Consider the following 14,017-nt stretch of genomic DNA (forward strand, 5'->3'; position numbering starts at 1 on the left):
GTTTAACTTTGAAAATACCAAAACACTAACCGTCAAATTGTATGATCTTCGTCTGTATTGCCATCCTGGGATTGCTCATTTACGCAGTATTTCATCAATCCACTACGAATGAAAAAGTAACCCCAATCAGAATGGCGGCGTCGATCATAATTGCATTAAGTATTCTGGCTGCTGTACACGTGTTTATTCGTGAACGCAAAATTGCCCGCTCAACGGCTTCTAAAATTATGCACCACCAAACGGGCGTTCAGCAACGTGTAGCCGTGGCCTTACGTAATCGGAGGTAAGTGAACTTATAAGGATAGAAGAATTAGAAGATACCTACTTAATCTCAATAGCAGAGGAAGCGATACCAATCGCTTCCTCTTTTTTTATTTTATCAGGAGATTATATAACGTGTAATAGCAGGTAGAGTAGGAATGGAGTAGAATCTCGCTCCAGAAATTGTTAGGGATTGAAATAAGAAAGAAAAATCTCATTTCTAGTCAATTTCCATGTATTGCACTTTTTAATACAAGATTAGTTAAGCTAAATAAACGCGATAGTAAAATAAGCTATAAATGGATTTTTGAAATTAAATCATTGTATATATAGATACAATTTACTGTATGACAGATAGTTAAATGGTAATTTTATTGAAAATATATAATAATAAAACTTTTTATTAAATCGAAATAAAGCTATTGATACGTAACTGGAATACTTTTTTTAAGATGAAATAAGCCTTTAAAAATCTATCTAAGTACTAGTATCATTTTCTTTCGAGTAACGATAATATTTAGAATTTCTGAATATTAATCAAGGCCCTACACCGAATTCAATTCTCTTTGAACAAGTACACATCAGCCTTTTATAAAGACTGAAATAATGCCGTTGTGTCAGTATACAGACCACAACAGGTTCGCTTAATAAAAGGATCAGGGAATATTCAGTCTCTATTATTAACGTATGAAAAAGCGTCAACCTTTATGGCTTACTCTGCACGCTACCGGAGTGAGTTATTACTGTAAACGAATGAGTATACTGGCCTTGTGTGTGATGAGTTATACGGAAAGCCAGGCTCAGCAAACACCGCTAGACACCCTTAGCAGACCTAGGGTTGATACTACTTCCGTTCCGATTATTACGTCAGATACCATTCCGGTTCCGGCCCGACCTGGGGTAAAACCAGACACGCTAGTTAAACCCAAAACAAAGCCCGATACAACGTCGGTTCCGATGAGCAAGCCTGACTCCGTTAACCGGCCTCCCGTCAGACCAGCCGCTAAACCAGATACTACCGCTCCCCGAAGGAGTGTACTTCAGCAAGATTCGGTACCCATCCCGGCGGTCAAGCAGGATACGGTTCCCAAACCTACTCAAATACCAGCCAAAGCAGATTCATTGTCTACACCACCATCGCTTCAAAATGCTGCTACGGATAGCCTACCGGGTGGGAAAGTAGTCAAAGGAAAAGTTTCGGATGAAAAAGCGGGAGGCTTACCCGGTGTTGGAATTACCGTAAAAAACACGAAGATTCAGACCATTACGGCGGTTGATGGGACGTATCAGGTTAAAGTGCCGAACGCTCAATCCATTTTAGTCTTCAGTTTTACTGGATATCAACCCCAGGAACAGCCCGTTCGAAATCTAAGTACGATTAATGTTTCGATGAGGCCGGATGTAAAAGCGTTGAAAGAAGTCGTGGTGGTAGGGTACGGTACGCAAAACAAACGGGACCTTGCCAGTGCCACTTCCCGGGTATCTGCAACGGAGATAAAAACGGCGGTGGTTAATACCATTGATCAGGCCTTGCAGGGACGGACGACGGGCGTGCAGGTAACGGAATCGTCGGGGGAACCGGGTGCTTCTACCGTCGTTCGGATTCGGGGTAATAACTCTCTGAGCGGCAATAACGAGCCGCTTTATGTCGTCGATGGATTTCCAATGCCGCCTTACCGCGAAGCTTCCGCCAATTTTACGGGAGCTTACGCTCAGAACGGGTTGTACGGCATTAACCCGAACGATATTGAAAGCATGGAAGTATTGAAAGATGCTTCAGCGACGGCGATTTATGGTTCACGGGGGGCTAACGGGGTGATTCTGATTACAACCAAAAGTGGCAAGCGGGGCGAAGGACGGGTAGAATTAGTCAATCGAACGTCGTTTGGACAAATCGCCAATCCGATCCAGATGATGAACAGTCGGCAGTATGCGGAAGTCATTAACGAATCCTACGCCTTGACAAACCGACCTCCGGCCTTCACGGACATCAACGCTACTATGCCCAGCACCGATTGGGTAAAGGCGATTACCCAACCTAGTTTTCGGCAGGATATTACGGTAGGCGTTTCGGGTGGAGGACCTAAAACATCCTTTTACCTTTCCACCAATTACCTCCACGAACGCGGAACGATCATTAATTCCAATAACAATCGGGGTAGTTTTCGGGCTAATATTAACAGCGATATTACTGATTGGTACACCGTGAAAGCTCAGCTTTCGCTGGTCCGTCAGCAATCCAACCGGGCCATTACGTCTTCTAAAGCCTGGCCGAGTTCGGGTGGGTTACTGGATGGATTGAAAGCACCACCGACGCTTGGTCTAGATTACCTGGGCTTCAACAGTGCCGGAATTCCCAATTATTCGGGTTATTACTTCGCCAATCCTTACAATGAGTTGATGTCCAAAACGGATGTTTCGCTCAATGATTACTCCATTCTGAACCTGGAAAACTGGTTCAAAATTGTGAAAGGGCTGCAATTGGTGGTAAGCGTAGGTACGAATCAGAACCTGACGCGTCGGAAAGTTTTTCTGCCCCCCACCACGGCGGAGGGATATGCCTCGAACGGGAGCGGCAGCAATACCCTGGCGAATACGTATAGCTATAACCTGAATTCCTATTTCCTGTATGAAAACAATTTTGCTAATAAACATTACCTCAACACAACGCTTGGGGTAGAATATAACCAGCAGATTGTAGAGTTACTCAACACCAATTCTACGGGTTACGCAATTCCTGAGTTCGGAGTAGATAACATTGGTAGTGCTCAGAATCAGAATATTGGGTCATTCAAGGAAAACCGAACCATCCAATCGGCTTTCGCTCGGGTTAACTATACGTTCAACGGTAAGTATGTGCTGAATACTTCGTTACGTCTGGATGGAGCTTCGCCCTTTGCGACTAACAAAAAGTATGGATTTTTCCCATCGGTAGGGGTGGCCTGGAATCTCAATGAAGAGAACTTCATGAAAAACGTTCGCTTTGTTTCGAACGCCAAACTTCGGGGTTCGTTCGGGGAAACGGGTAGCCAGGCTATTGGGGCGTATTCTTCACTAACGCAGTTCTACAGCGGGTTTTACCAGATGGGGCAGGAAGGTAACATTGCGACCAGTTTGTATTCCACAACCATTGGTAACCCGAATCTTTCCTGGGAACGGACGCGACAACTAAACGCGGGGATTGACTTTAGTTCAGCTAATGAGCGACTGAATTTCAGCGTTGACTATTACGAAAAACGAACACTGGGATTGTTGCAACCCCGTACCCTGCCTTCACAATCGGGTGTGAGTTCTATTCTGGATAATTATGGTTCCATGCGAAACCGGGGGGTAGAAGTTAGCATTCAGGCAACTATTATTCAAAAGAAAAGCTTGACTCTATCGACTCGACTGAACGTTTCCCATAACGTAACGACGCTGCTGGATCTGGGCGAACGAACCACGCCAGATTACGTGAACATCAGTGGAAACCTGCTGGGCGGAACCTCGGGTATTCTGATTCCGGGTCGGGAAGTGGGCTTGTTTTTTGGAAACCGAATTGTGGGTCTGGCCCAGCCCGGCGATTTTGATTCAGAAGGAACGCCCAATTATCCTTACGGAATCTTAAGCGATCAGATTCCGGGAACCTGGAAGTATCAGGATTTGAACGGAGACGGAAAAATTACGGCTGATGACCGGCAGGTTCTGGGCAAATCCAATCCTGATTTTACATTTGGCTGGAACACTGACTTTACTTGGAAAAACTTCGGATTAACCGCATTTTTCACGGGGTCCGTGGGGAATGACGTACTAAATCTCACTCGTTTTTACCTCAATAATGGGCTGGTAGATTACGCGGGAGTTATTTTCAACCAGACCCAGGATTGGTATACTAATCGCTGGACTCCTTCCAATCCTCATAATAACCCTCGTTATCCAAGTACCCAACGAGGCATTGGATCGAGCGATATCAACTCGGTCATGCTGGAAGATGGTAGCTTCGCCCGATTGAAAATGCTGACGCTTTCCTACGGTTTTCCTACGTTGGGACCCGTTAAAAACCTCCGCCTTTTTGTAACGGGAACCAACTTGTTGACCATTACCAACTATACAGGATTCGATCCTGAAGTAAGTTCATTCAATCAGTCCTTATTACAGCAGGGAATTGACTACGGAGCTTATCCGGCCCAGCGTTCGTATACGTTTGGTCTTTCCTGCAACTTTTAATGAGCCAATCCATGAAAAATAGACTGCTTTTAGGATTTACCTTACTAATCGGACTTTCTTCCTGTCGAAATGCCCTGGATGAAGAACCGTTCTCGTCCATTTCTAAAGAACAGGTTTTCAGTAATGAAGACGGACTAAATAAGGCAACGTTAGGGGTGTACCAGATCTGGTCGGCACCGAATTTTAGTGACGTCTGGAGCCGTTTTCTATTAAGTGAATCAGGACATCGCTATTCCACGGGGGGCATCCTCGGCCCCGGAGCTGACCCTTACTATCGGTTTGGGCACTTACCTTCGGCGGGGGCTTTCGATGCCGTCTGGACGCGAATGTATCGGGTGATTTATCGGGCGAATATTGTCATTGATAACGCTCGGTCGGCAGTTGATCAGGACTCGACAGCAGCTCCTTACATCGCCGAAGCTCGTTTTCTGCGTGGATACGCTTACTTCAATCTCGTGCGGGATTTTGGCGGCGTTCCTCTGATTTTGCGTGAAATTACTTCTTTAAATGATCGGGACTTAATTTATGCTCCCCGGGCATCGGTGGAAGAAGTGTATGCCGCTATTATTGAAGATTTAACGTTTGCCGAAGCGAATCTACCCAATCAGTGGACGGGAGAAAATCTAGGTCGGGTTTCGGCTGGAACGGTGAAGGCCATGTTAGGGAAAGTATATATGCAGATGGCCGGTCAACCCTTAAATCAATCGGAATATTACCAGCGGGCGGCGGCCAAGTTGCAGGAAGTGGTTGGAACAGCTAATGAGGCCAAGTATAACTTTGGACTTATGGATGACTTTGAATCGATCTTTTCGCTGGATAATGAACGGAATAAAGAGCTGGTGTTATCCTTTGGCTACTTCATTAACTCTTCGAATCCAAACGGTAACATCTTTCCCTTTAATCTTTTCCCGCGTGGGTTAGTGAATGGAGATGAACAGACGAGTTACGGATTAACGTACGATTTGTACCGCCTTTACGAACGCACCGATACGCGTCGGGATTTCACCCTCGTAGATCGGTATGTATTTAAGGGCGTGGCAAACGGCGGTGCTGAACCGGGAGACAGCATTGTGTACAACCCCACAACGCGGCATTATTACGTGAAACGAACGGGAGAAATCTTCCTGCAAAGTAATTTTGAATGTGGACTGGCCTATGGAAAACTGGCTCGCGTAGCCCGGCCTTCGGGAGCGGCGGCTCAGGGGTATAGCTCCGATTTGATCGAGTTACGATTTTCGGATGTGTTACTCTTACTAGCCGAAGCTTTAAACGAAACGAATCAGACGGCTCAGGCTTTGCCCTTGCTGAACCGCGTACGAACCAGGGCGAAAGCTTCGACAGTGCGGGCTAGCTCGGTAGCTGATTTACGACAGGCCATTCGTCGGGAGCGGCGTCTGGAGTTAACCGGAGAGTTAACCACCGTTTACGACATTCGTCGCTGGGGCACTTTGAAAGAGGAAATGGCGGCCATTAAACCCGAGCAGATCATTAATAGCACCTTACCACCTTACGATGCTAAATTTGAAATATACCCCGTGCCTCAGTCTCAGCGGGACGCAAATCCGAATTTGACGCAGAATAGTGGTTGGTAGTGAGGGGACTTTGATTTGGGCAGTAAAACATATGAAACTCCGCTCTTTCGGATTTGCAATCCGAAAGCCATCTGTAAGGGATTTGTAATCTGAGCTGACTTAAATCAATCATAGTTAAAAGGAGAAGGCAGACCATCGGATCTGCCTTCTCCTTTTAGATACAATCACTTTCTTCGACTGACATGAAAAATACATGTCAGTTTATTTTAATGCATAAGTAAGATAACCACCATCCGCTACAATCTCAGCTCCGGTGATAAAGCTGGCTGCATCAGATGCCAGGAACAGGACTGTTTTAGCAATTTCATCGGGGTCTCCAAGCCTTTGCAGGGCGGTAGCACCCGCCAGCATACCTTGTGCTTCCGAAGGGATGACAGTAGCCAGACCTGGTGTGGTAATGGGCCCCGGGCTGATGATGTTAACGCGTATTTTTCTATCAGCCAGTTCATTAGCTGCGATTTGAGCAATTTTATTCAGTGCTCCCTTCGTTGCGGAATAGATGCTGGTTCCGAGGTTGGCAGCAGTAGCTGCGGTTGAAGAAGTGAATAGTACGGACGCACCATCTACCAAGTGAGGAATGAATTGTTGCAATGTGAAAAAATGCCCTTTCACATTTGTGTTGAACTGAGAGTCAAAATTTGCTTCGGTAACTTCTATAATGGGTTCAAAAACTCCGATTCCTGCATTCAAAAAGAGAACATCCAGCTTGTTTCCAGTCTTTGCGAACGCTTGTTCCAACTCCGTAATACCTGCAAGTTGGGAAGTGTCCGACACGACAGTGGTCAGTTTTGGGCTTTGTATTTGGTTACTCGCTTTTTGGAGATTTTCAGCATTTCTCCCAGTGATCCACACGTTGGCCCCTGATTCGATGAATGCTTTTGCCGTGGCAAATCCAATACCCGTAGTACCACCAGTAATAATGACGTTCTTACCTGTAAAGTCCATAGTTAATTTTAGCTATATTAGCAGTTTGTTTTCCGAACTACAAATCTAGCTAAAGTAGTTTGAAAAATAAACTACTTTTAATAAAAATAGAATGAAAACTAGCGAGAGAAGATCAACTTGTCCCATCAATTATTCGGTTGAAATTTTTGGTGATAAATGGATGTTTCTGATCTTGAGGGACATTATGTTCAACGGGAAGAATTCGTTTCTGGAGTTTCGGGCTTCGGACGAGAAAATATCTTCAGCTGTCCTTACCGAGAAGTTGAACCTATTATTGGAAGAAGGGATTGTTTCCAAAGTAACGTCGCCCAAAAATGCGTCCAAATTCCTGTATCTGATCACGGAAAAAGGCATTGAGCTGGTGCCAGCCATGGTAGAGTTTCTAGATTGGGGTTCCAGATATAACCCCGACGGGGGTCCCAAGGCTTGGCTTGAACGGATCAGGCAAAATAAAAAAAAGGCGATTATGGAGCTTCAGGATAAATTAAGAGAGGACCGGCGTTCGCATGAGTTAATGTGAAATGAAGCATCTTATCAAGTAAAGGTCGGTAAGAGTAATAAGGTAATGTTTCACTTGGGTCTCAGGAATAGACAGGTAACATGGTATTAGCCATGTTTTGCACGTCACCTGTAAACTCTGCTCTTTCTAATTTGCAATCCGAAAGTAATCTGTAAAGGATTTGTAATCTCTGTGCTGTTTCAAGTATCGTTATCAGGAACAGTTTAATGGCGAATCGATTTCAAGCTTATACCCCCTTCCGTGTATATTAACGATTCTTACTAAAGGTGCGGGTTGCAGCTTTTTCCGCAGTCGGGAAACAAACACATCCAGGCTTCGGCCCACAAAAATGCCTTCATCTTCCCATACTTGCTTCATGAGTTGATCCCGATCAATAATCTCATTGGGAGCACTAGCGAATACCTTCAGTAATTTGGCCTCTTTGGCCGATAGCTCAATGCGTTCTTCTCCCAATCTTAGAATCTGTTTTTCCAGGCAAAAAGTAAACGGACCCAGATTAATTAAAGTAAGGGGTACCCGATTTTCGATAGTAGTAGGCGTTTTGCGGTTAAATACATGCCAACCAATTCCGATCAATAGAGCAGGTACAAGAAGCCAAGTCCATAGCACTGCACTGCTGGTTGAGGTTGTCTGAACGGGCGGTTGAGCAAATTGGATTTTGATGCTGTAAGCCCCCTGGGGCGGAGTTCTGGTTAAACAGGCAATCGTGCTCCGATTTAACGGTTGCCGGACCTCATAACTGTAAGCTACTGGGTTCAACTTTCCCTGCCCAACTTCCACCCGATAATCCAGAGACCCGTGATTTTCCTGCAAAAGATGGTGAATAATCTCTACTAGTGAGGCTGGTTTAAAAGCAAAAGGACGCTGAAACCGGATTAGAAAGGTGCGGGCATCCACCTGTTCAATCGGCATTACCCAGGAAGTGGAATCGCCTGAGGCCAGCAATACCTCATGACCGATTTTTCGCAGGGTCACCAATAGCTTTCCTTCATCGCAATAGCCAGGCAGGTTAGGAAATAGCAGGAGCAGTGCGGTAAGGATTACATTTCTCATCGACCAAAAATAGGCTTCGAAGAAGGATAAATTTTACGTTTTACATTTCGTTAACACTTTTTTACAAGTGATTAACCCTCTTAACATAGTCAGGAGATAGGTTTGAGTCGGCTTTGTGATGAATGAACTTCTTTGCTACTAAAAAAGAAAATGATGAACGGTGTACCTGTATTTGCTTGGTTCTTAATGCTTGTTTTTTGCACGTCCTGTAGACAAAATCAAAAAGAAGTACAAAAAGATACTACAAAGTCTAAGGACTCCATCACCTCCCAAGTGCCTAACAGTATGGTTCGGAACGTGAAGCAAGATAGAAATAGGAACATCCTGATTGCTTCCTATAAGGGAGTATTTAGATACGATGGAAAATCGTTTGTTAATCTCACAAGTAAGATACCTTCACCTAGCTTTTGGGATGTGCTGGAAGGTCGAAAAGGAAATCTTTGGTTCGCTAACAGAGATTCTGACGTCTATTATTACAATGGCAATTTGTTGCAACAATTTATAGTCAGCGAGGGGCTGGCTAGCAATCAGGGTTCGTCTATTTATGAGGATAAAACCGGTACGATCTGGTTCGCTACTGGCGGAGGACTCAGCCGTTTTGACGGGAAATCGTTTCGAAATTTTACAACCAAAGATGGACTTCCTGCCAACGCTGTTACGACGATCATGGAAGACAGAAGCGGGAAATTATGGATTGGTACCACTAGTGAGGCTTGCTTTTATGACGGGAAAACGTTTACCATTTTTAGAAATAAAGAGGGGAAAGCCTTTAGCAACGTCAGAGGTTTCGCCGAAGATAAAAGGGGGAATATCTGGTTTGGGGCAACGACAATCATGGACAGAAAAGGCGATAGCCTAATTGTTAGAGCGGGGCTGTGGTGTTATGACGGCAGCATTTTTACCCAAATGAATCAGAGAGGAACTTCTTCAATACTCGAGGATAAAAAAGGAAACATCTGGACGACCGGTTCCGTCAACCCTAATGGAGTTGGGGCCTGGAAACTTCTTCGTTATGATCAAAAGTCATTATCCGGTAAAAAGCCTGTTGCAACGGAGATCATATCAATCGATAAAATGCTTTGCGAAGTTTTGGAAGCCCATGATGGCAGTATCTGGTTCGGGTCAATCAACGGAGTGTATCGTTATGACGGAAAGAATATCATAGACTTTAAAAGCAAAAAGGGTCAGTAATAAAATGTGCCACTGATTTTAAAACCATTGTTAATCAATATTATTTCATGTACCATGAACAACAAAACATTACTCACGTACTTCATTTTAATTATCGCTCCTTTATTCTTCAATTGCCGTGGGCCTATAAAAGGAGAAAACAAGACCAATGCAACCACAAGCTCCGTATCCCTGCATACGGACAATGAAAAATATGTCAGGGTAGATACGAAACAGAGTGTGATAACCTGGAAAGGTTCTAGCTTAAATGGTTTGAATAGCCAAACAGGGTATGTCTATCCATCAAAAGGAGAATTGATGATTGAAAACGGTCAACTTATGGGTGGTACCGTTGAAATCGACATGAATACAATTGAAGATAAACGCCATGAGAGTGATAATAAACTTGTTAATCACTTGAAAGATCCTGATTTCTTTGAAGTTGAAAAATTCCCATTTTCTATTATGTCCATTACTAAGATAAAATCAATGACTAGTGAGGATAAGCAAATAACAGGGAACCTGACGATCAAAGGTATCACACACCCCGTTACTTTTCCAGCTAAACTGGAAATGAAGGATGGAATTGTCAAAGCAAACGGCAAACTCATGATTGATCGAACTCAATGGGATGTTCGTTATAAATCAGCAAAGTTCTATACTCTTCTAGCTAATCAAACCATGTCGGATTCCATTGAATTTCATATTAATATCGTAGCAAAAAATAAATAACTGAATCTATGGAAGATGATTGTTAACGAAATTCAACCATTTCCCGGTTTGTCGTCTGAGCCGTCCAGATCAGGACTATTCGTATTAAACCACGATGGGATGACGGAGTAATAAAAAGTGCAGGCAGCCCTTTTGGACTACCTGCCCTTTTTATTACTCCACTTTTTCGGATTTGCAATCCGAAAGTAACTTCCAGGAAACACAAGACCAATAATTGTTTTAGTATTAAGCCATGAAATACTCATTCTGAATCTTAATCTAAAAAAAGTTACACGAACTAAATTATAGTATTTTTATTAAAAATATTTTTTTAGAAAGAGTAATAAAGAATTATTTAATCATTTGCTAGTAATAAACTATGTAACTAAATTAGTTATTAATAGTAAAAATCAGTTTTATTTTAATTAATTTTTCGAAGATAGAATTTGGTTGATTTTCAAAATCATTTCCTCCGCATTGTGATTGGTAGGGTCTAGCTCTAATGATTTTTGATAATCGTTTATTGATAATTGATATTCTTTTTTATTGAAATAAGCTTCGCCACGACTGTCATAAGTGTTAGCTGAACCAGGAAACTCAGAAACATTAAGACTGAAAATTTTAATAGCTGAATCTATCTTTCCGCTTCTTAATAGTTCATATCCTAATTTATTAAGTTCGCTTGGATTGTCAAAGCTATATTCTTTTTCGGAAATTTTCTTCAGCGAATAGTAAGTCCCTATGGCTTTATTTATGTCAATAAAAGATTCTTTTCTAATAGCTTGATAAATAGATTTTTTAGGAATTTTGTAATCTTTTCCTAACATCAAATCATGAATAATATGCCCTAAATCCCAAACTCTATTTAGATTATTAGACAATATTATTATCGTAATATTATTTTTGAAATCGTTTAAAAAGATGGATTCAAATTTATATGATACTCCATTGTGTCTTTGTAGTTCTTCTTTTTCAAAATATCTACCCAGGGATCCACCTTCGTCAACTGCATAGGGGTTTTTTAATAAAGTTTGAAAAGAAGCCTTGGATATTAAACGATTAGAGTTCATAGCTTCAATCCATTTATAGAGATCATTGATATCTACCCAAAGCCATCCGCTAATAAATTTCAATTCTGGGCATTGGACATAATCCATATCATAACAAGAGGTTCGATTCTTATAACCCAATTTTGGTTCAAATACCGAATTGGTCATTTTCAATGGCTTAACGATATTTTTAATAACGAACTCCTCAAATGATATTCCGGTTACCTTTTCAATTATTCTTCTTTGTAAAAATACATTACTATTATCATACCTGTAATTAGTGCCTGGTTCGAAGAGTAGACTATCATTACTTCTCAAAATATTCCAAGCCTCTGCATCATTTTCGGGTTTTAATCGTTCAATAGGAGGAATGCCACTAGCATAATTAATTAGATGACGTATAGAAACTTTATCTGACCATTTTGGTAATCCTAAATTAAATTTAGATACCTTATCGTCAAGAGTAATAAGACCACGTTCAACTAAAATCATTATGGAAACAGCATTGAATTCCTTCGCAATAGAACCGATGTTAAATATTGATTGATCATGTAAAGCAGTTTGTTTCGTCTGATCTGTAAAGCCAAATGATTTTTGATATATAATTTTATCATTTTTAGAGATAAGGACATTACCATTGAATAAACCTCTTTCATAGGATGTCGCCATTAAAGAATCTATTTGATTAGTAGTAAATAGAATACTTTTATCACTTTTTTGAGAAAATGCATTTATCGAAAAAAGAAAAAGAAATAATGTAATTCTATTTTTCATTTTGACTTAGTTTTTAATGGATAGATGTTGATTAGTTTTAAGAAGCATTTCTTTGGCATTATCACTTTGCGGATTTAATTCTAAAGATTTTAAATAATGTTTCTTTAAGATTTTGAATTTCCAAGCGATGAAATAATCTTCACCATGCTATCGAAAGAATCTGCGGAATTTGGATTTCTTTCACATTGAGTTCAAATCCTTTTATTGACTTATTTAATCTGCCGTTCCTAATTAAAATATAGCCAATAGAATTAAGTGTATTCCAAAAATCCAATGCGGGTTTTTAAAAAATAAACATAAAATTTCTCATAACCGATTCTGAATTTTTGACGCAAAAATGCCTCAAAAAGGTTCAGAATTCGACCGACTAAAAAAAATCGAACTCATTTTTGGGAAAATATGCTTTACAAAGCGTGTTTTCTGTAATCCGTTGGTGTTTTTCCTGTATATTTTTTGAAAGAAGTATTAAACGAAGATTTGGAATTGAAACCAACTTGGTATAGGATTTCCAAAACAGTTAGTTCTTTTTGAGCAGGATCTTTAAGGATTTGCATGGCTTTTTCAATTCTGTATTCATTTACGAAATCGAAAAAGTGTTTATCCATGTATAAGTTAATCAAGGTAGATAAATCTTTAACGGGTATTTTAACTTGCTCAGATAAACCCTGAATGGTCAATGAAGAATCCAAGTAAGGTTCTTTTTCCATCATAAAATCTTTTAAGAATTGGATTTCCTTATTTTTTTCTTCAGTTATCAGAAGACTAGTTTTTTGTTTGGGAATACTTTCTGTAATAGGTTTCAGATAGGAATTCACGCCTCTAAAAAAATCAGGATTGTTTAATGCAGTCAATAGATACCAGCAAGTGCAAAATAAAAAGGCACACCCATCAAGGGTTACAATCCAGGCTCTGACCTCTCCCCAACCAAAGATAAAAGTAGCCAGCCATCTTAGAAGTACTAAAAAATGTAAGATGTAATAGAGAATTGTTATTTTGTAAAGTGCATTAATTACAGAGATAGTTGGGTTCGTGTAATTCTCGAGGTAGACAGTTTTAGACTTTCTGATAACCAGAAATGAAGCGATAAAATACACTTGAAATAAAAATTCGAAGAGAAATTGAAAAAATTGCATAAGAGGCATTTCATTCATGCCTTTAATAAAATGTATTTTAGAGGATCTATCTACAAAATAGATTCCCCACATTAAATACAAATTATATGCAATAAACGGAATTGTATGTAATAAATGCTTCTGTCTTAAACGAAAATTGGAGTAACAAATGGACAGTACATAAAGATAAAAAGATGCCGGAACCAAATAGACAATGCTCCAACGAAACGCCTCGAGATTGATATGATTAATTGGAAACTCTCGCATTAAAAATTTTAATGCATCTACGGCATTTCCAACAAGAAAAAAAGCAAAAAGACGATTGCCTAATTTATATTTTGTTTTAACAGTTAACAAAAATAGGGCAAGAAAAAGTACTATAAAAATCCCAATAGAGGAAACTAGATGCAAAAAGTTGTACTTGTTCATTTTGTTTTATATTGGAAAATAGCAATTAAATCAAACGGTAATATTTTAAAACGAGTTTTAGTGATAAATTTTCTTAAATGAAATACGTGGTTTTCAGATACTCTGAAAAACCTTAAATAGATTAGTGCATTGCTCATCAGGTTAATGAAAACGAATAAATAAATACAGTATTTGCTTTTAGCTCTAGATAACGAA

At 40.6% G+C, this 14,017-nt stretch carries 10 protein-coding genes; 6 read left to right on the forward strand and 4 right to left on the reverse strand.

What is annotated here, in order from left to right; all coding sequences use genetic code 11:
• The first annotated feature begins 41 nt into the window (after window positions 1-41).
• From QE357_RS10455 to QE357_RS10465, 3 genes are all read left to right on the forward strand, one after another.
• Window positions 42-287, forward strand: coding sequence for a hypothetical protein (locus QE357_RS10455; RefSeq protein WP_106634835.1), 246 nt, complete (start codon window positions 42-44; stop codon window positions 285-287).
• 661 nt (window positions 288-948) lie between these two features.
• Window positions 949-4,467: a SusC/RagA family TonB-linked outer membrane protein gene (locus QE357_RS10460; RefSeq protein WP_309707248.1), complete on the forward strand. Its 3,519-nt coding sequence runs from the start codon at window positions 949-951 to the stop codon at window positions 4,465-4,467.
• Between the two features lie 11 nt (window positions 4,468-4,478).
• The gene (locus tag QE357_RS10465) at window positions 4,479-6,059 is read left to right on the forward strand and encodes a RagB/SusD family nutrient uptake outer membrane protein (protein WP_307142988.1); all 1,581 of its coding nucleotides are present in this window, start codon (window positions 4,479-4,481) and stop codon (window positions 6,057-6,059) included.
• Window positions 6,060-6,260: 201 nt separating this feature from the next.
• Here QE357_RS10465 and QE357_RS10470 read toward each other — a convergent pair whose 3' ends face one another.
• Window positions 6,261-7,004: an SDR family oxidoreductase gene (locus QE357_RS10470; RefSeq protein ID WP_309707250.1), complete on the reverse strand. Its 744-nt coding sequence runs from the start codon at window positions 7,002-7,004 to the stop codon at window positions 6,261-6,263.
• A gap of 91 nt (window positions 7,005-7,095) precedes the next feature.
• On the opposite strand from QE357_RS10470, the gene QE357_RS10475 reads away from it, so the two are divergent.
• Complete coding sequence (locus tag QE357_RS10475) at window positions 7,096-7,524, forward strand: helix-turn-helix domain-containing protein (RefSeq protein ID WP_309707251.1); 429 nt, start codon at window positions 7,096-7,098, stop codon at window positions 7,522-7,524.
• Between the two features lie 192 nt (window positions 7,525-7,716).
• Here QE357_RS10475 and QE357_RS10480 read toward each other — a convergent pair whose 3' ends face one another.
• Window positions 7,717-8,577, reverse strand: a complete 861-nt coding sequence (locus QE357_RS10480; RefSeq protein WP_309707253.1) for a winged helix-turn-helix domain-containing protein — start codon at window positions 8,575-8,577, stop codon at window positions 7,717-7,719.
• Between the two features lie 150 nt (window positions 8,578-8,727).
• Between QE357_RS10480 and QE357_RS10485 the strand changes: the two genes are divergently transcribed.
• A complete protein-coding gene (locus tag QE357_RS10485; protein ID WP_309707256.1) occupies window positions 8,728-9,768 on the forward strand; it encodes a two-component regulator propeller domain-containing protein in 1,041 nt (346 codons plus the stop codon).
• A gap of 54 nt (window positions 9,769-9,822) precedes the next feature.
• Window positions 9,823-10,479 carry a YceI family protein gene (locus QE357_RS10490; RefSeq protein WP_309707258.1) on the forward strand — a complete coding sequence of 219 codons (657 nt, stop codon included), beginning with the start codon at window positions 9,823-9,825 and terminating at the stop codon, window positions 10,477-10,479.
• A gap of 404 nt (window positions 10,480-10,883) precedes the next feature.
• Here QE357_RS10490 and QE357_RS10495 read toward each other — a convergent pair whose 3' ends face one another.
• Both QE357_RS10495 and QE357_RS10500 read right to left on the reverse strand, forming a co-directional pair.
• Window positions 10,884-12,281 (reverse strand): serine hydrolase, encoded by a 1,398-nt coding sequence (locus QE357_RS10495; protein WP_309707260.1) that lies wholly within the window; start codon window positions 12,279-12,281, stop codon window positions 10,884-10,886.
• Window positions 12,282-12,685: 404 nt separating this feature from the next.
• Window positions 12,686-13,822: an AraC family transcriptional regulator gene (locus tag QE357_RS10500; protein WP_309707262.1), complete on the reverse strand. Its 1,137-nt coding sequence runs from the start codon at window positions 13,820-13,822 to the stop codon at window positions 12,686-12,688.
• Window positions 13,823-14,017 lie beyond the last annotated feature (195 nt).

Origin of the sequence: Siphonobacter sp. SORGH_AS_0500, from assembly GCF_031453245.1 — a bacterium.
Taxonomy (GTDB): domain Bacteria; phylum Bacteroidota; class Bacteroidia; order Cytophagales; family Spirosomataceae; genus Siphonobacter.

Coding starts and splice junctions, on each gene's coding strand:
- QE357_RS10455 (WP_106634835.1), top strand. CDS start 42: ATGATCTTCGTCTGTATTGCCATCCTGGGATTGCTCATTTACGCAGTA.
- QE357_RS10460 (WP_309707248.1), top strand. CDS start 949: ATGAAAAAGCGTCAACCTTTATGGCTTACTCTGCACGCTACCGGAGTG.
- QE357_RS10465 (WP_307142988.1), top strand. CDS start 4,479: ATGAAAAATAGACTGCTTTTAGGATTTACCTTACTAATCGGACTTTCT.
- QE357_RS10470 (WP_309707250.1), bottom strand. CDS start 7,004: ATGGACTTTACAGGTAAGAACGTCATTATTACTGGTGGTACTACGGGT.
- QE357_RS10475 (WP_309707251.1), top strand. CDS start 7,096: ATGAAAACTAGCGAGAGAAGATCAACTTGTCCCATCAATTATTCGGTT.
- QE357_RS10480 (WP_309707253.1), bottom strand. CDS start 8,577: ATGAGAAATGTAATCCTTACCGCACTGCTCCTGCTATTTCCTAACCTG.
- QE357_RS10485 (WP_309707256.1), top strand. CDS start 8,728: ATGATGAACGGTGTACCTGTATTTGCTTGGTTCTTAATGCTTGTTTTT.
- QE357_RS10490 (WP_309707258.1), top strand. CDS start 9,823: ATGAACAACAAAACATTACTCACGTACTTCATTTTAATTATCGCTCCT.
- QE357_RS10495 (WP_309707260.1), bottom strand. CDS start 12,281: ATGAAAAATAGAATTACATTATTTCTTTTTCTTTTTTCGATAAATGCA.
- QE357_RS10500 (WP_309707262.1), bottom strand. CDS start 13,822: ATGAACAAGTACAACTTTTTGCATCTAGTTTCCTCTATTGGGATTTTT.